The sequence below is a fragment of the Mycolicibacterium sp. XJ1819 genome (assembly GCF_053483675.1).
The window spans coordinates 358,033-376,233 of record NZ_JBEFST010000001.1 but is presented as its reverse complement, the minus strand read 5'-3'; the positions used below and the strand labels follow the sequence as shown (position 1 = coordinate 376,233).

Here is an 18,201-nt window from a genome sequence, read left to right as displayed (position 1 = left end):
TGAGTGACGCGCGGTTGACCGCCGACACCACGGCGCGCAGCGAGGCGGTGGTGATCGACGTCGCGATGCCGACACCCCATACGGTCTTGCCGTTGATCGACGCCTCGACGTACGCGGCGGCCTTGGCCTCCTCGCCCGCCGACATCGCGTGCTCGGAGTAGTCCAGCACCGATACGTCGATACCGATCGCACCCAGCGCGTCGACGAACGCTGCCAACGGACCGTTGCCCGCGCCGACGATCTCGTGTTCGACGCCGTCGAGCAGCACGACCGCCTCGATGGTGTCGGTGCCGCCGTCGACCTCTGCGGCCGTCACCTTCTGCCGGATCCGTTCCAGCGGACGTACCGGCGCGAGGTACTCCTCGAAGAAGACGTCCCACATCTCCTTCGGCGATACCTCGCCGCCCTCGCCGTCGGTGATCTTCTGGATCGCCTGGGAGAACTCGATCTGCAGGCGCCGCGGCAACGCCAGGCCGTGGTCGGCCTTCATGATGTAGGCCACCCCGCCCTTGCCGGACTGCGAGTTCACCCGGATGACGGCCTCGTAGGTGCGGCCGACGTCGCGCGGATCGATCGGCAGGTAGGGCACCTGCCACAGGATGTCGTCGACGTCCTCGCCGGCGGCGTCGGCGTCGAACTTCATCGCGTCCAGGCCCTTGTTGATCGCGTCCTGGTGGCTGCCGGAGAACGCGGTGTAGACCAGATCGCCGCCGTACGGATGGCGTTCGGGCACCGGCAACTGATTGCAGTACTCGACGGTGCGGCGGATCTCGTCGATGTTGGAGAAGTCGATCTGCGGGTCGACGCCGCGGGAGAACAGGTTGAGCCCCAGCGTCACCAGGCACACGTTTCCGGTGCGCTCGCCGTTGCCGAACAGGCAGCCCTCGATGCGGTCGGCGCCGGCCTGATAGCCCAATTCGGCTGCGGCGACGGCAGTTCCGCGATCGTTGTGCGGGTGCAGGCTCAAGATGATGCTGTCCCGACGGTTCAGGTTGCGGTTCATCCACTCGATGGAGTCGGCGTAGACGTTGGGGGTGGCCATCTCCACCGTGGCGGGCAGGTTGACGATCAGCGGCCAGTCCGGTGTCGGTTGGATGACCTCGGCGACGGCGTCGCAGACGTCCTTGGCGTATTCGAGTTCGGTGCCGGTGTAGGACTCCGGCGAGTACTCGTACCGCCACTGCGTCTGCGGAAACTTGACGGCTTCCTGCAGACACAGGCGGGCGGCCTCGGTGGCGATGGCCTTGACGGCCTCGCGGTCGGCCTTGAACACCACGCGGCGCTGCAGGATCGACGTCGAGTTGTAGAAGTGCACGATCGCCCGGGGTGCGCCCGCGCACGCCTCGAACGTCTTCTCGATCAGTTCCGGCCGGCACTGGGTGAGCACCTGGATGGTGACGTCGTCGGGGATCGCGCCGTCGGTGATGATCTCGCGCACGAAGTCGTAGTCGGTCTGGCTGGCCGACGGGAAACCGACCTCGATCTCCTTGTAGCCCATGCGCACCAACAGGTCGAACATGCGGCGCTTGCGGGCCGGGCTCATCGGGTCGATCAACGCCTGGTTGCCGTCGCGCAGGTCGACCGCGCACCACATCGGTGCACGCTCGATGACCTTGTCGGGCCAGGTGCGGTCGGGCAGGGTGACCGCCTCCACCTCGTCGGCGAAGGGGCGGTAGCGCCGCACCGGCATGGCCGAACCCCGCTGGGTGTTCCAGCCGGGCTGGCCGGGGCTGGGTGGGCCGGATGGCTTGGTGATGGTTCGTACAGACGCGAACGCGTCAGGCGCGTCCGAGGAGGGTGTGGAATAAGTGGTCACGGTGTTGCTCCGGGAGTTGGACGGGACTCGACCGGCGCAACGCGAACACCCGCGACGGGAAGCCGGTCTGGATCAGACCCCGTCGCGGCGTCCGAGAAGGAGCACCCGCTGCACCGGACCACTGTACCAAGCGGGCCGGGTCGGCCGAAACCCGCGCCGACATGCGGCGAGGGTGGAGGCGGACCGTAGAGTTCCTGCGATGAGGCTCGATCGGCGGTGGTGGCTGGCCATCGGCGTGGCCGTCGTGGCAGTGGTGGCGCTCGGCTACAGCATTCTGCGTCAACCACCCGAGGAGTGCGGCCCGGTTCAAGACCTCCTGGACTTCAACCGCTCGCAGGGCGAACTCATCGGGTCCAAGGGCGGCGACGGGCTGGTGAGCGAGGCCGAGGAGACCGCCTACCGCGAGTGGGCCGACGGTCTGGCCGAGCGCGCCCACCAGGTCGACAACCCCGATCTGGCCGGCACCAGCGCGCAGGTCGCCGACCTCGCCGATCAGTTCGTTGACAAGCTGCACCGATTGCGTGCCGAGACGCAGGCGCGTGCGCCCGGCGCGCCGGCGCCGCCGGTGCTCTACGAGATGTCGGCGCTCAACGACCAGATTTCGCACAAGCTCGCGGAGCTCGCCGACGCCTGCTCGGGCTGATCGGACGTGAGCAGCGCCTAAGGTTGCTGTCGTGTGTACGCGAGTGGTGTATCTGGGCACCGGTGAACGCATCGTCACCGGGCGGTCCATGGATTGGAAATACGAGATCGAAACGAACCTGTGGGCGCTGCCGCGCGGGGTGGCTCGCAGCGGCCAGGCCGGGCCGGACTCGGTCGAGTGGACGTCGAAGTATGGCAGCGTGGTGGCGACCGGCTACGACATCTGCACCACCGACGGGGTGAACGAGGCCGGTCTCGCAGCCAATGTGCTGTGGCTGGCCGAATCGCAGTATCCGGCCGAAACCGCAGGCGGCCCAGCGCTTTCCCTGGCGCTGTGGGGTCAATACGTGTTGGACAACTTCGCGTCGGTGGCCGAGGCCGTCGCCGCCATGCGCGCGACACCGCTGCGGATCGCCACCACCCAGGTGCCCGGACAGGACCGGTTGGCCACGCTGCACCTGGCGATGTCGGATGCCAGTGGCGACAGCGCGATCGTCGAGTACATCGACGGCGAGCAGGTCATCCACCACGACAAGCAGTACCAGGTGATGACCAACTCGCCGATCTTCTCCAAGCAACTCGCGATCGCCGAGTACTGGAAGGAGATCGGCGGGACGGTGATGCTGCCCGGCACCAACCGCGCCGCCGACCGCTTCGTGCGCGCGTCGTTCTACATCGACGCCGTGCCCAAGACCGACGATCCGCTGTTGGCCGCCGCGGCGGTGTTCAGCGTGGTGCGCAACGCGTCGGTGCCGTGGGGCATCTCCACCTCCGACGAGCCCAACATCTCCACTACGCGCTGGCGCACCGTCATCGACCACACGGCCCGCCGCTATTTCTTCGAGTCGGCGCTGTCGCCGAACACGTTCTGGGTGGAGCTACACAACCTGGACTTCTCCGAGGGCGCGCCCACCCTGCGCCTGCCGCTGGGCGAGGGCGAGAAGACGATCTACGCCGGCGATGCCAGCGGGTCGTTCGAGAAGGCCGAACCGTTCCCGTTCCTCGGGGTTACGTAGGTCGCCGACCGGCGGATCAAATGACGTGCACCGAACCCTTATCCTGGGTGAGGTCCCCCATCCAGCAGTCGAAAGGCTTGGTCAGTGGCGCTCGTCGTGCAGAAGTACGGCGGATCCTCGGTGTCGGACGCCGAGCGGATCCGTCGCGTCGCCGAGCGCATCGTCGACACCAGGAAGCAGGGCCACGACGTCGTCGTGGTGGTGTCGGCCATGGGCGACACCACCGATGACCTGCTCGATCTCGCCCGGCAGGTGTGCCCCGCACCGCCTGCGCGCGAGATGGACATGCTGCTGACCGCGGGCGAGCGGATATCGAACGCGCTGGTCGCGATGGCCATCGACTCGCTGGGCGCGCAGGCGCGGTCGTTTACCGGATCGCAGGCCGGGGTGATCACCACCGGCACCCACGGCAACGCCAAGATCATCGACGTCACGCCGGGCCGGGTGCGCGACGCGCTCGACCAGGGTCTGATCGTGCTGGTCGCCGGGTTCCAGGGCGTCAGCCAGGACAGCAAGGACGTCACCACGCTGGGCCGCGGCGGGTCCGACACCACCGCGGTGGCATTGGCCGCCGCGCTGGGCGCCGACGTCTGCGAGATCTACAGCGACGTCGACGGCATCTTCACCGCCGACCCGCGCATCGTGCCCAACGCCCGGCATTTGGACAACGTCACGTTCGAGGAGATGCTGGAGATGGCGGCGGCAGGCGCCAAGGTGCTGATGCTGCGCTGTGTTGAGTACGCCCGCCGTTACGACGTGCCCATCCACGTGCGCTCGTCGTACTCGGACAAACCCGGCACGATGGTGACCGGATCGATAGAGGACATTCCCATGGAAGACGCCATCCTGACCGGAGTCGCCCACGACCGCAGCGAGGCGCGGGTGACCATCGTCGGCATCCCCGACATCCCCGGCTACGCCGCCAAGGTGTTCCGCGCGATCGCCGATGCCGACGTCAACATCGACATGGTGTTGCAGAACGCGTCCAAGGTGGAGGACGGCAAGACCGACATCACGTTCACCTGCCCGCGCGAGCGCGGGCCCGCCGCGGTGGAGAAGCTCACCGCGGTGCAGAATGAGATCGGGTTCACCCGGGTGCTCTACGACGACCTCATCGGCAAGGTGTCGCTGATCGGCGCGGGCATGCGCAGCCATCCCGGCGTGACCGCGAAGTTCTGCGAGGCGCTGGCCGAGGTCGGCGTGAACATCGACCTGATCTCCACCTCCGAGATCCGGATTTCGGTGCTGATCAAGGACACCGAGGTGGACAAGGCGGTGGCCGCGTTGCACGAGGCGTTCGAACTCGGCGGCGACGAAGACGCCGTGGTCTACGCGGGGACGGGACGGTAACCATGGTTTCGCTCGGTGTGGTCGGCGCGACCGGCCAGGTCGGTCAGGTGATGCGCACGTTGCTGGAGCAGAGGAATTTTCCCGCCACCAGCGTGCGGTTCTTCGCGTCGGCGCGTTCGCAGGGCCGCAAGCTGCCGTTCCGCGGCCAGGAGATCGAGGTGGAGGACGCGGCGACCGCCGACCCGGCCGGGTTGGACATCGCGCTGTTCTCGGCGGGTGGGGCGATGTCGCGGGTGCAGGCGCCGCGGTTCGCCGCCGCCGGCGCGGTGGTGATCGACAACTCGTCGGCCTGGCGCAAGGACCCCGAGGTTCCGCTGGTGGTCAGCGAGGTCAACTTCGAGAGAGATGTCGCCAACCGCGCTCAAGCCCTTCCGAAGGGCATCATCGCCAACCCGAACTGCACGACGATGGCCGCGATGCCGGTGCTCAAGCCGCTGCACGACGAGGCGGGCCTGGTGCGGATGATCGCGTCCACGTATCAGGCGGTGTCCGGCAGCGGGCTGGCCGGTGTGGAGGAGCTCTACACCCAGACCGACGCGGTGGTCGGCGACAGCAGGCAGTTGGTGGCCGACGGCGGTGCGGTGGACTTCCCGGCGCCAAGCACCTACGTCGCCCCGATCGCGTTCAACGTGGTGCCACTGGCGGGTGCGCTCGTCGACGACGGATCCGGCGAGACCGACGAGGACCAGAAGCTGCGCCACGAGACCCGCAAGATCCTCGGCATCCCGGACCTCGCGGTCAGCGGGACGTGTGTGCGGGTGCCGGTGTACACGGGACACTCGTTGTCGATCAACGTCGAATTTGCCCAGCCGCTCACGGCGGACCGGGCCCGTGAGCTGTTGGCGTCCGCGCCGGGGGTGAAGGTCGCTGATGTGCCGACGCCGCTGGCCGCCGCCGGGGCCGACGAATCGTTGGTCGGCCGCATCCGTCAGGACCCCGGGGTGCCGGAGAACAAGGGCCTAGCGTTATTCGTGGCTGGGGACAACCTGCGAAAAGGCGCGGCGCTGAACACAATTCAGATCGCCGAACTGCTGGTCGCCCAACTGTAGACCTTGCGTCGAAACGGTATTCCAGCAGGCATTCTGTCGATCTTTCTCTGCTGGAATGCCGTTTCGGCGGGGCTCGCCTTCGCCGACCCGCCCGCGCCGAGACCCAGCCCTGTGCTGCCGCCGCTGGCGCCCGGTCAGGTGTTGCGCATCGGGCCGACCGCCGGAACCGGCACGCCCACCCGTGATTACGGCATCGGCGCGACGGACCTCTGTGAGTTCATGGAGTTCCCCAGTGGCGTGCTGCAGGTCTGCGGGGACAGCTTCGCCGGCCAGGGCGTGGGATACGGGGGCTGGTATTCGCCGATCGCGCTGCACGTCGACATCGATTCGGTCAACGACGGCGGGGGTGTGCGCTACGCCGGCGTCATGGGGGTCGACGAGCCGCTGCTGGCCGAACCCACCCCGCCGGGCGCGTCGCAGTTGCCCGCGGGCGTCGTGCAGATCAACCGGACGAACTATCTGATGGTCACCACGGTCCGCGACCTGGACCCGCAAACCTCGCGGTTGGTGAAAGCCGATCCCGCACAAGGTAACTGGCCGACGATCCCGGGCTCGCAGCGTGACGCGTCCTACGAAGAGTTCCGCCAGTCGCAGATCAGCGGCTACTACGATCCGATCCCGAAGCCGGATTCCGAGACCGGCTGGGTGTACATCGTGGCCAACAACTTCGACCGCAGCGGCCCGGTGGTGCTCTACCGCGTCACACGCGAGGACTTCACCGACCGCGGCGCCTGGCAGGGGTGGTCGTCGACACTGGGGTGGGGGCACCCGCCGACACCCTTGTGGCCGGACCGAGTCGGGGAGATGAGCATCCGCCTGATCGACGGCAAGGCGGTGCTGTCGTACTTCAACGCCACCACCGGCAACATGGAGGTGCGCGTCGCCGACGAGCCGACCGCGCTGGGCTCCGCGCCGGTGACGACGGTCGTCGTCGCGACCGACTGGCCGGAGCCCGCCGAACAGCTCGGCCCGCCGGAGAACAACCGGCTGGCCCAACCGTACGGCGGCTACATCTCACCGGGTTCCACGCTCGACGAGGTGCGGGTGTTCGTCAGCCAGTGGAACACCACGCCGCGCGGCGGCACGCCGTACCGGGTGATCCAGTTCGCGGTCAACCCGCTGCGAAGCAACCACAGTTAATTGTTAACTGATTTGCTGACGGAGGCCCGGCGTCGGCGGTGCACGCCGCTAGTTTTGCGTGAATCCGCTCAACCTGTAGTTGACATACGCCTGCGCTCAGTCGTCGAGAATACTTGCAGGCACAACTAGCTGCGGCCGCCGTAATGGTAGCTGTACTGTACAGATCACCCGATCTCGGGTTATAGTTCGCCGTCCGTACGGGTCGGGGTGTGAAGGAAGATGCTGGAACATGACTGAGCATTCAGTAGCGCGCTACCGGCGGGCACGGATGGCCGTGATTGCGGCATTGGCGGCCGGAGGGCTGTTGCTGGCGGGTCCTGCAGCGACTGCGATTGCCGAGGACGACAGTGGCAGCGCCACCGAAAGCGGCACGTCCTCGGGGCCCAAGTTGAACCTGGGTCCGGGTCCGAAGCTGAATCTCGGCCCAGGTCCGAAGCTGAACCTCGGCCCAGGTCCGAAGCTGAACCTCGGCCCAGGTCCGAAGCTGAATTTGGGTCCGGGTCCGAAGCTGAACCTCGGGCCTGCGCCCAAGTTCGATCTGGGCCCGGCGCCCAAGCTGAACCTCGGCAAGCTGCCGACGTTCTGCTTCTTCGACTGCAACGGCTGAATCCGCGGGCGAACACGCTGAGGTACCAGCAGGACGGACCGACGTCAGCGACGGTCCGTCCTGGCCTCAGGCCACGCTGACGTGCTCGGCGGATTCGCCGATGGTGGCGCCGTCGTCGCCGATGATCGTGCGCATCAACGCCTGTTGCTCGCGGTCGCCGCGCGACGCCGCCCGGGCGATCCCGCCGGGGAGCGCCACCGCCGCCACGCTGCGCGCCAGGTTCACCGGCAGGCGCAGCAGCGGATACCACGGCGGAACGTAGGCGGGCAGACCCAGGGCGCGCATGGTGCGTGGCCCCAGGAAACCGCTGGCGACCGACAGATGCTGGGCGCGCGCGATGCGACGGCGCAGCCTCGCCATCCGGTCGTAGTGCCAGATCAGCGGGTCGTCGGCCATCGGCATCGCCAACTGCTTGGACGACTCGTCGGGTTCGGCGAGCGCGCCGAGGGTGTGGTAGAGCACCCGGATGCTGTCGCGGAAGTCGCGCGGCAGCCATTCGTCCTCGACGCCCATCAGCCAACCGACGTAGCGGGTCAGGTGCGCGACGGCGGCATAGTCCTTGGGCCGCAGCAGAACTCCCATGCCGGCCACGCCCACCGACGGGGCGACGAGCGCGCCGACGAGTGTCGCGGCCATATCCGTCTGGTTGACCGGCACCCCCCATTCGTCGGCCCTCCAGTCCGGCAGCGCGCCGACATGCCTGCGCACCAGCGAGTGGATGAACCGAACCCGAAGCGTGGCCTGATATCCGGCGCCGAGCATTTCCAGGCCGTCTTCGCAGATGACGTCCATCGCCCACTGCATAGTCTCGGCGAACCGCTTGTTGGAGCCCTTCTCCAGCGCGCCGGTACGCAGCAGGGTCTTGTTGAACCCCGAGAACTGATAGCCGCCGAGCAGCGAGACGTCGCGTGCCACATACATCCCGTCGGCGCCGCCGCGCCGCAGCGCGCGCTGGCCTCTGCGCAGCGTCGTCGGATCGACCCACTCGGGAAGGGCCTCGACTCGGTCGAAGAAGTCCCGCAACGGCTGCGGCGCATCGGGCACCGAGGCGATGCCCTCGGCGAGTGCCCGGTCGAACAGCGGTCGGGTCTGCTTGAGTCCCACCCCGGACATCCACTCCACGAGTCGGTCCATCGGTTCGTCGCCCACGGTCAACCGCTCGCCCAGCCGTCGCCACTGCTGGGGCGTGGGCGCGCCGATGCCCAGCGCGAGCGCCATCGCGCGGATCGCGGCGGGGACCGGGCGAGCCCGCTGCGGATGGCGCGTCGGGATGGCCGTGTCCATGGGCCTCTGTCCTCCAACCAATTCTGACAACGCGTGTAGTCAGAAGTTAGGCCGCAGCAGCGCCGTTGTCAATGCACAGCGGATTCACAGGAAGATCATCACCGGCAATCTGTTATCGCACGCAAGATGGTCACCATGAGCGAATCAACACCCGAGCCACAGCCCTCACCTGCCGAACCCGCGCGGCGGTCGCGGCTGTCCACCGTCGCCGCCTGGGTCGGAATCGTCGCGGGCATCGTCTTCATCGTGGCGGTCATCTTCTTCGGCGGCTTCGTCCTCGGCTCCCACTCCAGCGACCATCACCGCGGTGGTCACCACGGCGACCGGGAGTTCGGGCACTTCCACCGCGGCGGCCCGCCGCCGATGTTCCCGATGGGCCCGCGCGGCGAGTTCGAGCGCCCCGGCGCGACGACGGCGCCGGCCCGCCCCTGAGCGACACGTTTGGAACCACGCTCGATCGGGGGACTCACCGGACAGGCGGCGGAACCCCTAATCCCTGCCCGAGGAGAGATGAACCCAGATGACCGAGAACTACACGACCAACGACGCCGGCAACCCTGTGCCCAGTCTCGAGAACTCGCTCACGGTCGGCCCGGACGGTCCGATCCTGCTGCAGGACCACTACCTGATCGAGCAGATGGCCAACTTCAACCGGGAACGCATACCGGAACGCCAGCCGCACGCGAAGGGCGGTGGCGCGTTCGGTCAATTCGAGGTGACCCACGACCTCAGCCAGTACACCGACGCGGCGTTCCTGCAACCCGGAACCAAGACCGAGATGATCGCGCGGTTCTCCACGGTGGCCGGCGAGCGCGGCAGCCCGGACACCTGGCGGGATCCGCGCGGCTTCGCGTTGAAGTTCTACACCGATGACGGCATCTTCGACCTCGTCTGCAACAACACCCCGGTGTTCTTCATGCGGGACCCGATGAAGTTTCAGCACTTCATCCGCAGCCAGAAGCGCCTGCAGGCCAACAATTTGCGGGATCACCACATGCAGTGGGACTTCTGGTCGCTGTCACCCGAAAGCGCCCACCAGGTCACCTGGTTGATGGGTGACCGCGGCATCCCGAAGACCTGGCGGCACATGAACGGCTACTCCAGCCACACCTACAGCTGGCTCAACGCCGCCGGTGAGTTGTTCTGGGTGAAGTACCACTTCAAGACCGACCAGGGCATCGAGTTCCTCACCCAGGAGGACGCCGACCGCCTCGCCGGGGAAGACAGCGACTACCACCAGCGCGACCTGTACACCTCGATCCAGGGCGGCGACTTCCCGAGTTGGACGCTGTTCGTGCAGATCATGCCGTTCGAGGAGGCCAAGACCTACCGGTTCAACCCGTTCGATCTGACCAAGGTGTGGCCGCACGGCGACTACCCGCTGCACCAGGTCGGCACGATGACGCTGAACCGCAACGTCGTCGATTACCACACCGAGATGGAGCAAGTGGCGTTCGAGCCGAACAACCTCGTGCCCGGCACCGGTCTCAGCCCGGACAAGATGCTGCTCGCCCGCGGGTTCTCCTACGCCGACGCGCACCGCGCGCGGCTCGGGGTCAACTACAAGCAGATCCCGGTCAACGAGCCCAGAAACGACGTGCGCGCGTACTCCAAGGACGGTGCGATGCGCATCCACAACGTCACCGACCCGGTGTACGCGCCGAACTCGATGGGCGGCCCGGCGGCCGATGCCAAGCGGGCCGCCGAGGTGCGCTGGGCATCCGACGGCGAGATGGTGCGCACGGCTTACACCCTGCGGCCCGACGATGACGACTGGGGGCAGGCCGGCACGCTGGTGCGTGAGGTGCTCGACGACGACGCGCGGGAACGCCTGGCACACAACATCATCGGGCATGTGTCCGACGGTGTGCGTGAACCGGTGCTGTCGCGGGTCTTCGAGTATTGGAGCCGCATCGACCCCGATCTGGGCAAGCGAGTCGAGGAGGGGGTGCGGTCCAAGCCGTAAAGCGCCGGAGGCTAGCACCCAGAGGCGGTCTTGTCGGAAAAAACGCGAGTGGCATGATCGGACCATGAGCATCGAAGTCGTTTTCACCCAGGAATCAACTGCTACCGGTGGCGGCCGCGAAGGCCACGTCAAGTCCTCGACCGGCAAGATCGACTTGGCCACCAACCATCCGGAGGAAATGGGCGGCAGCGGTAAGGGCACCAACCCCGAGGAACTGTTCTCGGCTGCCTACGCCGCCTGTTTCCTGGGTGCGCTGCGCCTCGTGGCCAAGAACAACGACATCAACCTCGACGACGCGACCGAAATCACCGCGCAGGTCGGCTTCGGCAAGGACCCGGCCGGCGGCTTCGGCATCAACGCCCACCTGACCGGCTACATCCCCGGCCTCGAGCAGAGCGCCGCCGAGGACCTGATGAACAAGGCCCACGAGGTGTGCCCGTACTCCAAGGCCACCCGCGGCAACATCGACGTCAAGCTGTCGGCGAAGGTCTAGCGGGTGCGGATCGCCGCCCTTGCCGGCGTCGGTCTGACCGCGGGTCTGTCGTTCGGTCTCACCCTGGCGGCGCCCGCAGGCCAAGCAGTGGCCCGGCCGTCTGATCCGGGCGTGGTGAACTACGCCGTGCTGCCCAAGGGGTCGGTGGGCAACATCGTCGGCGCCCCAATGAGATTCGAGTGGACGTTCACCGCGCCGCTGCAATCGTTCTACGTCGACAACCCGGCGTGCAACAACTGGGCGGACATCGGCCTGCCCGATGTCTACGCCGATCCCGATCTGGCCTCGTTCAACGGGGCGGTGGCGCAGACGTCGCCGTCGGACACGACGCATTTCGTCAAGCAGGCGGCCGGCGTCTACGCCACCGTCGACGCCGCGGACCGGGCCTTCCGCCGCGTGGTGGACCGCACGGCCGGATGCAACGGCCAGACCACCGCGATGCATCTGGACACCCTCACCACCCAGGTGTGGACCTTCACCGGCGGACCCGCGACCGCGACCGATGCCGACTGGGTCAAACAGGAGGCGGGCAGCGACCGACGCTGCTTCAACACCACCCGCAAGCGGGAAAATGTTTTGCTTCAGGCGAAAGTCTGTCAATCCGGCAACGGTGGTCCCGCGGTGAACGTGCTGGCCGGAGCCATGCAGAACACCCTCGGCCAATAACTCCGCGTCATCTTTCGTGCGGCGTCATCAACGCGTCACGAAAAAGACACGGAATTTGTCGGTGTGCTCACCGAAGATGGGGAACGGCGCCGCTCGTCGAATACCCGGAAGAGGTGGCTGAGATGGCTTTCACCATCACGCCGGAGGTGGATGACGCACGTTCGGCCGCTCCCGCGTCGGCCGAACTGGCCAGCGCTCACGACGCGGCCGAGCACATCCACGGCAGCTGCCTGAGCGACGGGCCCGTCGGCCGGGTGGGGCTGGAGATCGAGGCGCACTGCTTCGACCCCGCCGATCCGATGCGCCGCCCTGACTGGTCGGAGCTCTCGGACATCATCGCGGGGCTGACCGCCCTGCCGGGCGGCAGCGCGGTCACCGTCGAACCCGGCGGCGCGGTCGAACTGTCCGGGCCGCCGCTGGCGGGACCGCTGCCGGCGATCGCCGCGATGACCGCCGACCGGGCGGTGCTGTGCCGGGCTTTCGCCGACGCGGGCCTGGGCCTGGTGCTGCTGGGCGCCGATCCGCTGCGGCCGGCCAGACGGGTCAACCCCGGCGCCCGGTACCGGGCGATGGAGACGTTCTTCACGGCAAGTCGCACCGGCACCGCGGGTGCGGCGATGATGACGGCGACGGCGTCGGTGCAGATCAACCTGGATGCCGGGCCGCGGCGGGGCTGGGCGGACCGGGTGCGGCTGGCGCACGCGCTCGGGCCGACGATGGTCGCGGTGTCGGCGAACTCGCCGCTGCTGGCCGGGAAGTTCGCCGGCTGGCGTTCGGCGCGGCAGCGGGTGTGGAGCCGGCTGGACTCGGCGCGCTGCGGCCCGGTGCTCGGCGTCAGCGGCGACGATCCGGCCAGCGACTGGTCCCGGTATGCGCTCAAGGCGCCGGTCATGCTCGTCAACACGCCCGACCCGCTGCCGGTGACAAGTTGGGTGCCGTTCGCCGACTGGGCCGAGGGGCGGGTGCTGCTCGGCGACCGCAGGCCCACCGCCGCCGACCTGGATTACCACCTGACCACCTTGTTTCCGCCGGTGCGGCCGCGACGCTGGCTGGAGATCCGCTACCTCGACAGCACGCCCGACGCGGTGTGGCCCGCGGTGGTGTTCATGCTCACCACACTGCTCGACGATCCGAGGGCCGCCGAGATCGCCGCCGAAGCCACCGAACCGGTGGCCACCGCGTGGGACCGCGCAGCGCAGGTCGGCCTCGGTGACCGCAGGCTGCACACGGCCGCCCTCCGGTGTGTGCACGCCGCCGCCGACCGGGCGCCCGTCGAACTGACGGAATCGATGCAGCGGTTGGTGCGTTCGATCGAGCGGGGAAGGTGTCCGGCCGACGATTTCGCCGACCGGGCCGTCGATCACGGGATCGCATCCGCGGTCACCGAACTGGCGCAAGGGCAGACGTGAGGGCAGGCGAACATCTCGCGCGTGAATTGTGCAGGGCCCGCGACCGCACGCTTGCGCTGGTCGACTTCGACGACGTCGAACTCACGCGGCAGTACGACCCGCTGATGAGCCCGCTGGTGTGGGATCTCGCCCACATCGGTCAGCAGGAGGAGCTGTGGCTGCTCCGCGGCGGTGATCCGCAGCGGCCCGGCATGCTGGCGCCCGACGTCGAACGGCTCTACGACGCGTTCGAAAACTCCCGCGCCAGCCGGGCCAGCCTGCCGCTGCTGCCGCCCACCGACGCCCGCGCCTACTGCCGCACCGTGCGCGACAAGGTCTTCGACGCGCTGGACTCGCTGCCCGCCGACGACGACGGGTTCACCTACGGTCTGGTGATCAGCCACGAGAATCAGCACGACGAAACCATGCTGCAGGCGCTGAATCTGCGCACCGGTCCGCCGCTGCTCGACCGCGGAACCCCGCTTCCGGCGGGGCGGTGTGGCGTCGCGGGCACCTCGGTGCTCGTCGAGGCGGGCGAGTTCGTGCTCGGCGTGGACGCGGCCACCGAACCGCACTCGCTGGACAACGAGCGGCCCGCCCACATCGTCGACGTGCCGGCGTTCCGCATCGGCCGCGTCCCGGTCACCAACGGCGAGTGGCGCCAGTTCGTCGACGACGGCGGCTACGATCAGCCGCGCTGGTGGTCCGAACGCGGCTGGGCGCATCGGCAGCAGGCGGCGCTGCGGGCGCCGCAGTTCTGGAATTCCGCCGCGCTGGAAGGCACCCGCACCAGGTTCGGCCACGTCGAAGACATCCCGGCCGACGAGCCCGTTCAGCACGTCACGTTCTTCGAGGCCGAGGCGTACGCGGCCTGGGCGGGCGCCCGGCTGCCGACGGAGGTGGAATGGGAGAAGGCCTGCGCGTGGGATCCCGCGGTCGGTGCGCGGCGCCGGTATCCGTGGGGGAACTCGCAACCCACCGCGCACCTGGCCAATCTCGGCGGCGACGCGCTGCGCCCCGCGCCGGTCGGCGCCTACCCGGCGGGCGCGTCGGCCTACGGTGCCGAACAGATGCTCGGCGACGTGTGGGAGTGGACCACCTCGCCGCTTCGGCCGTGGCCGGGCTTCACCCCGATGATCTACCAGCGGTATTCGCAGCCGTTCTTCGAAGGTGTCGGGGCCGGCGACTACAAGGTGCTGCGCGGCGGGTCGTGGGCAGTCGCGCCGAGCATCCTGCGGCCCAGCTTCCGCAACTGGGATCACCCGATCCGGCGCCAGATCTTCGCCGGTGTGCGGCTGGCATGGGATGCCGACTGATGTGCAGGCACCTGGGCTGGCTCGGCGCACCCGTCTCGGTGGCCTCGCTGATGCTGGATCCGCCGAACGGGCTTCTGGTGCAGTCGTATTCACCTCGACGACAAAAACACGGGTTGATGAACGCCGACGGCTGGGGCGTCGGCTTCTTCGACGGGAGCGTCGCCCGCCGGTGGCGCAGCGCCGCCCCGCTGTGGGGTGACGGATCGTTCGCGTCGGTGGCGCCCGCGTTGCGTAGTGGGTGCGTGGTGGCGGCGGTGCGCTCGGCCAGCGTCGGCATGCCGATCGAGGCGACGGCGTCGGCTCCGTTCACCGACGGTCGGTGGCTGCTGTCGCACAACGGCCTCGTCGACCGGGCGGCGTTACCGTTGTCCACGTCGGCGTTTCGGCGTGCGGAATCGACCAACGACAGCGCACTGCTGGCGGCGCTGATCTTCGAGCGCGGGTTGGACAGGCTCGGGCAGACGGTTCTCGAGGTCGCCGCCACCGACCCCGAGGCGCGATTGAACATCCTGGCCGCCAACGGGTCTGCCCTGCTGGCCACCACGTGGGGAGACACCCTGTCGGTGCTGTCACGCCCCGACGGTGTGGTGCTGGCCAGCGAACCCTACGACGACGACCCGCACTGGCAGGAGATCCCGGATCGGCACCTGGTCGAGGTCGAGGGTTCTCGTGTCCGCAAGACTCCCCTGAAAGGGCCCACATGACGATCTCGCTGGCGAACTATCTGCCCGCCGACTTCGCCGCCGACGCGCTGCGCCGCGATGTCCGCGACGGTCTGCAGTCTTCCCCGAAGTCGTTGCCACCCAAGTGGTTCTACGATTCGGTGGGCAGCGATCTGTTCGATCAGATCACCCGGCTGCCCGAGTACTATCCCACCCGCACCGAGGCGCGCATCCTGCGGGCGCGCTCGGCCGAGATCGCCGCGGCCTCGGGCGCGGACACGCTGGTCGAGCTCGGCAGCGGCACCTCCGAGAAGACCCGCATGCTGCTCGACGCGTTGCGCGACGCCGGGGCGCTTCGCCGCTTCATCCCGTTCGACGTGGACGACAGCGTGCTGCGCAGCGCTGCCTCGGCCATCGGCACGGAGTACCCGGACATCGAGATCGAGGCGGTGTGCGGTGATTTCGAGGAACACCTCGGCAAGATCCCGCGCACCGGGCGGCGGTTGATCGCGTTTCTCGGCTCCACGATCGGCAACCTGACCCCCGGACCGCGCGCCGAGTTCCTGGCCGAGCTGTCGTCGACCATGCAGGCCGGCGACACGCTGCTGCTGGGCACCGACCTGGTCAAGGACACCGACAGGTTGGTGCGCGCCTACGACGACAGCGCCGGGGTCACCGCTCGGTTCAACCGCAACGTACTGGCCGTCGTCAACCGCGAACTCGACGCCGACTTCGACCTCGACGCGTTCGAGCACGTCGCCAGGTGGAACGCCGACGAGGAGCGCATCGAGATGTGGCTGCGCGCGAAATCGCCGCAGCGGGTGTACATCACCGTCCTCGACATGACCGTCGAGTTCGGTGCCGGCGAGGAACTGCTGACCGAGGTGTCGTGCAAGTTCCGGCGCGCCGGGGTGGCCGCCGAACTGGCCGCCGCGGGCCTGCACTGCACGCACTGGTGGACCGACGACGCCGGCGACTTCGGCCTGTCCTTGTCGACGAAATGAGTCTCGCCGAGCGGTGGCGCGCGGCCAGGCCCAAGGTCGCCGGCCTGCATCTGGACAGCGCGGCGTGTTCGCGGCAGAGCTTCGCGGTCATCGACGCCGCCGCCCGCCACGCCCACCACGAGGCCGAAGTCGGCGGATATGTGGCCGCCGAGGCCGCATCGGCGGTGCTGGACGCGGGCCGGGCCGCAGTCGGCGCGCTGACCGGGCTGTCGGACGGCGACGTGGTGTTCACCACCGGTGCCAACCATGCGCTCGACACGCTGCTTTCGGCCTGGGCCGGTGAGCGCACCGTGGCATGCCTGCCCGGCGAATTCGGGCCGAATCTGGCCATCATGGCCGCCAACGGTTTCGACGTGCGGGTGCTGCCGGTGGACGGTGACGGCCGCCTCGCCGTGGACGCCGCCGCCGCGCAACTGGCGGCCGACCGGCCGGCGCTGGTGCATTTCACCGCGCTCGCCAGCCACCGCGGGGTGGCCCAGCCGACGGTCGCGCTGTCGGGTGTGTGCCGAAATCTGGAGCTGCCGCTGGTGATCGACGCCGCCCAGGCACTTGGGCACCTCGACTGTGCGGTCGCGCCCGACGCGATCTACAGCACGTCGCGCAAGTGGATCGCCGGCCCGCGCGGGGTCGGCTTCCTCGCCCTGCGCGCGGAGTTCGCCGAGCGGTTACGCCCGCGGATACCGCCGCCGGAGTGGAACCTGCCGTTGTCGGTGCCGCAGCGCCTCGAGCACGGCGAAGCGAATATCGCTGCGCGCGTGGGCTATTCGATCGCACTGGGCGAGTATCTGGCCGTCGGGCCGCAGCCGGTGCGTACCCGGCTTGCCGAGGTGGGCCTGCTGTCGCGGCGGGTGCTTGCCGAACAAGCCCGCTGGCGGGTGGTCGAAGCCCCGGAGGAGCCGACGGCGATCACCACGCTGGAACCACTCGACGACACCGACCCGCAGCGGGTGCGGGCGTGGCTGATCAGCGAGCGCGGCATCGTCACCACCTGCGCCGAAACGCAGCGCGCCCCGTTCGAACTGACCAGACCGGTGCTGCGGATCTCACCGCACGTCGACACCACCGCCGAGGATCTCGCGCAGTTCGCCGAGGCGCTGGCGGAGGCCACCGATGTCGTCGGCTAACCGGGTTTGTGCGCGCTGAGCAGAAACGCCGGGAACTTCATCCGGCCCTTCGGGTCGGTGTCGTGTGCGGGCGCCTCGAACGGGGCGTCGGGGATCTGCATGGGGTTGGCGTGGATGAACGCCGGCCGGATCTCGTCGACCTGCCAGTGCGCGGACACCGCGTCGCGCAACTCGTCCTCGTCGAGTTCGTGGGGCTTGACCTCCAGCTCGGCGGGGAAGGCGCCCTTGGCGAACACCAACATGTAGAAGACGGCGCCGGGCGCGGCTGCGCGGTGCACCGCCCGCAGGTAGGGCTCGCGGCTCTCGATCGGCAGCGAATGGAACAGCGTGGAATCCACGACGGTGTTGAACCTGCCGTCGTATCCGGTGAAGGAGGTGATGTCGTCGACGACGAAGGTGGCGCCGGTCAGCCCGCGCTCGCGCGCGGCGTCGGAGGCGGCCGCCACGGCCGTGGCGGCCACGTCGATGCCCACCACGGTGTAGCCGTCGGCGGCCAGCGCCAGGGACAGCTCGGCGTGCCCGCAACCGGCGTCGAGCACGTCGCTGCGGAATTTGCCTGCCCGGTGCAGTGCGGCCAGTTCGGGCTGCGGCTCGCCGATGTTCCACGGCGGCGGGCCGGAGAACGGGCCGGCGCCGCTGTAGGTGTCCTCCCAGTCGGGCAACCCCTCAGATGTCATG

18 protein-coding genes are annotated in these 18,201 nt (G+C 68.6%); 15 read left to right on the top strand and 3 right to left on the bottom strand.

What is annotated here, in order from left to right:
* On the bottom strand, positions 1 to 1,816 hold a 1,816-nt coding region (leuA, locus tag ABQE89_RS01890; RefSeq protein ID WP_448413536.1), incomplete at its 3' end, for a 2-isopropylmalate synthase.
* A 199-nt stretch (positions 1,817 to 2,015) separates the two neighbouring features.
* On the opposite strand from leuA, the gene ABQE89_RS01885 reads away from it, so the two are divergent.
* The 6 genes from ABQE89_RS01885 to ABQE89_RS01860 all read left to right on the top strand — a co-directional run bounded on the left by ABQE89_RS01885 (position 2,016) and on the right by ABQE89_RS01860 (position 7,620).
* Positions 2,016 to 2,459, top strand: coding sequence for a hypothetical protein (locus ABQE89_RS01885; RefSeq protein WP_448413534.1), 444 nt, complete (start codon positions 2,016 to 2,018; stop codon positions 2,457 to 2,459).
* A gap of 31 nt (positions 2,460 to 2,490) precedes the next feature.
* Positions 2,491 to 3,474, top strand: a complete 984-nt coding sequence (locus ABQE89_RS01880; RefSeq protein WP_448413532.1) for a bile salt hydrolase — start codon at positions 2,491 to 2,493, stop codon at positions 3,472 to 3,474.
* 84 nt (positions 3,475 to 3,558) lie between these two features.
* Positions 3,559 to 4,824 carry an aspartate kinase gene (locus ABQE89_RS01875; RefSeq protein ID WP_448413531.1) on the top strand — a complete coding sequence of 422 codons (1,266 nt, stop codon included), beginning with the start codon at positions 3,559 to 3,561 and terminating at the stop codon, positions 4,822 to 4,824.
* A gap of 2 nt (positions 4,825 to 4,826) precedes the next feature.
* Positions 4,827 to 5,873 (top strand): aspartate-semialdehyde dehydrogenase, encoded by a 1,047-nt coding sequence (locus ABQE89_RS01870; RefSeq protein WP_448413529.1) that lies wholly within the window; start codon positions 4,827 to 4,829, stop codon positions 5,871 to 5,873.
* A 30-nt stretch (positions 5,874 to 5,903) separates the two neighbouring features.
* Positions 5,904 to 7,013 (top strand): DUF4185 domain-containing protein, encoded by a 1,110-nt coding sequence (locus ABQE89_RS01865; protein ID WP_448413579.1) that lies wholly within the window; start codon positions 5,904 to 5,906, stop codon positions 7,011 to 7,013.
* 229 nt (positions 7,014 to 7,242) lie between these two features.
* A complete protein-coding gene (locus ABQE89_RS01860; RefSeq protein ID WP_448413527.1) occupies positions 7,243 to 7,620 on the top strand; it encodes a hypothetical protein in 378 nt (125 codons plus the stop codon).
* A 66-nt stretch (positions 7,621 to 7,686) separates the two neighbouring features.
* Here ABQE89_RS01860 and ABQE89_RS01855 read toward each other — a convergent pair whose 3' ends face one another.
* Complete coding sequence (locus ABQE89_RS01855) at positions 7,687 to 8,904, bottom strand: oxygenase MpaB family protein (RefSeq protein WP_448413525.1); 1,218 nt, start codon at positions 8,902 to 8,904, stop codon at positions 7,687 to 7,689.
* A 135-nt stretch (positions 8,905 to 9,039) separates the two neighbouring features.
* On the opposite strand from ABQE89_RS01855, the gene ABQE89_RS01850 reads away from it, so the two are divergent.
* The 9 genes from ABQE89_RS01850 (at position 9,040) to egtE (ending at position 17,523) form a co-directional block, all read left to right on the top strand.
* Entirely contained in the window at positions 9,040 to 9,336 is a 297-nt protein-coding gene (locus tag ABQE89_RS01850; protein ID WP_448413523.1) for a hypothetical protein, read from the top strand.
* Positions 9,337 to 9,424: 88 nt separating this feature from the next.
* Positions 9,425 to 10,870 (top strand): catalase, encoded by a 1,446-nt coding sequence (locus tag ABQE89_RS01845; RefSeq protein ID WP_448413521.1) that lies wholly within the window; start codon positions 9,425 to 9,427, stop codon positions 10,868 to 10,870.
* Between the two features lie 64 nt (positions 10,871 to 10,934).
* Positions 10,935 to 11,363: an organic hydroperoxide resistance protein gene (locus ABQE89_RS01840; protein ID WP_448413519.1), complete on the top strand. Its 429-nt coding sequence runs from the start codon at positions 10,935 to 10,937 to the stop codon at positions 11,361 to 11,363.
* Positions 11,364 to 11,366: 3 nt separating this feature from the next.
* Complete coding sequence (locus ABQE89_RS01835; protein WP_448413517.1) at positions 11,367 to 12,029, top strand: sensor domain-containing protein; 663 nt, start codon at positions 11,367 to 11,369, stop codon at positions 12,027 to 12,029.
* A gap of 122 nt (positions 12,030 to 12,151) precedes the next feature.
* On the top strand, positions 12,152 to 13,438 hold the full coding sequence (gene egtA / locus ABQE89_RS01830; RefSeq protein ID WP_448413515.1) for an ergothioneine biosynthesis glutamate--cysteine ligase EgtA: 1,287 nt from the start codon (positions 12,152 to 12,154) through the stop codon (positions 13,436 to 13,438).
* Complete coding sequence (egtB, locus tag ABQE89_RS01825) at positions 13,435 to 14,733, top strand: ergothioneine biosynthesis protein EgtB (RefSeq protein WP_448413513.1); 1,299 nt, start codon at positions 13,435 to 13,437, stop codon at positions 14,731 to 14,733. The genes egtA and egtB overlap by 4 nt, the downstream gene beginning before the upstream one ends.
* Entirely contained in the window at positions 14,733 to 15,437 is a 705-nt protein-coding gene (egtC, locus tag ABQE89_RS01820) for an ergothioneine biosynthesis protein EgtC (RefSeq protein ID WP_448413511.1), read from the top strand. The genes egtB and egtC overlap by 1 nt, the downstream gene beginning before the upstream one ends.
* Entirely contained in the window at positions 15,434 to 16,399 is a 966-nt protein-coding gene (gene egtD, locus ABQE89_RS01815; RefSeq protein WP_448413509.1) for an L-histidine N(alpha)-methyltransferase, read from the top strand. Before egtC ends, egtD begins: the two co-directional genes overlap by 4 nt.
* Positions 16,396 to 17,523: an ergothioneine biosynthesis PLP-dependent enzyme EgtE gene (egtE, locus tag ABQE89_RS01810; protein WP_448413507.1), complete on the top strand. Its 1,128-nt coding sequence runs from the start codon at positions 16,396 to 16,398 to the stop codon at positions 17,521 to 17,523. Before egtD ends, egtE begins: the two co-directional genes overlap by 4 nt.
* Here egtE and ABQE89_RS01805 read toward each other — a convergent pair.
* A complete protein-coding gene (locus ABQE89_RS01805; protein ID WP_448413504.1) occupies positions 17,520 to 18,200 on the bottom strand; it encodes a class I SAM-dependent methyltransferase in 681 nt (226 codons plus the stop codon). The two genes, egtE and ABQE89_RS01805, sit on opposite strands and share 4 nt — an antisense overlap.
* Position 18,201 lies beyond the last annotated feature (1 nt).

Excerpts from the sequence above, each read along its gene's own strand:
- egtD (WP_448413509.1), top strand. The coding sequence starts at position 15,434 with ATGACGATCTCGCTGGCGAACTATCTGCCCGCCGACTTCGCCGCCGAC.
- egtC (WP_448413511.1), top strand. The coding sequence starts at position 14,733 with ATGTGCAGGCACCTGGGCTGGCTCGGCGCACCCGTCTCGGTGGCCTCG.
- ABQE89_RS01885 (WP_448413534.1), top strand. The coding sequence starts at position 2,016 with ATGAGGCTCGATCGGCGGTGGTGGCTGGCCATCGGCGTGGCCGTCGTG.
- ABQE89_RS01840 (WP_448413519.1), top strand. The coding sequence starts at position 10,935 with ATGAGCATCGAAGTCGTTTTCACCCAGGAATCAACTGCTACCGGTGGC.
- ABQE89_RS01860 (WP_448413527.1), top strand. The coding sequence starts at position 7,243 with ATGACTGAGCATTCAGTAGCGCGCTACCGGCGGGCACGGATGGCCGTG.
- ABQE89_RS01850 (WP_448413523.1), top strand. The coding sequence starts at position 9,040 with ATGAGCGAATCAACACCCGAGCCACAGCCCTCACCTGCCGAACCCGCG.
- ABQE89_RS01805 (WP_448413504.1), bottom strand. The coding sequence starts at position 18,200 with ATGACATCTGAGGGGTTGCCCGACTGGGAGGACACCTACAGCGGCGCC.
- ABQE89_RS01870 (WP_448413529.1), top strand. The coding sequence starts at position 4,827 with ATGGTTTCGCTCGGTGTGGTCGGCGCGACCGGCCAGGTCGGTCAGGTG.
- ABQE89_RS01855 (WP_448413525.1), bottom strand. The coding sequence starts at position 8,904 with ATGGACACGGCCATCCCGACGCGCCATCCGCAGCGGGCTCGCCCGGTC.
- egtA (WP_448413515.1), top strand. The coding sequence starts at position 12,152 with ATGGCTTTCACCATCACGCCGGAGGTGGATGACGCACGTTCGGCCGCT.
- ABQE89_RS01845 (WP_448413521.1), top strand. The coding sequence starts at position 9,425 with ATGACCGAGAACTACACGACCAACGACGCCGGCAACCCTGTGCCCAGT.
- egtE (WP_448413507.1), top strand. The coding sequence starts at position 16,396 with ATGAGTCTCGCCGAGCGGTGGCGCGCGGCCAGGCCCAAGGTCGCCGGC.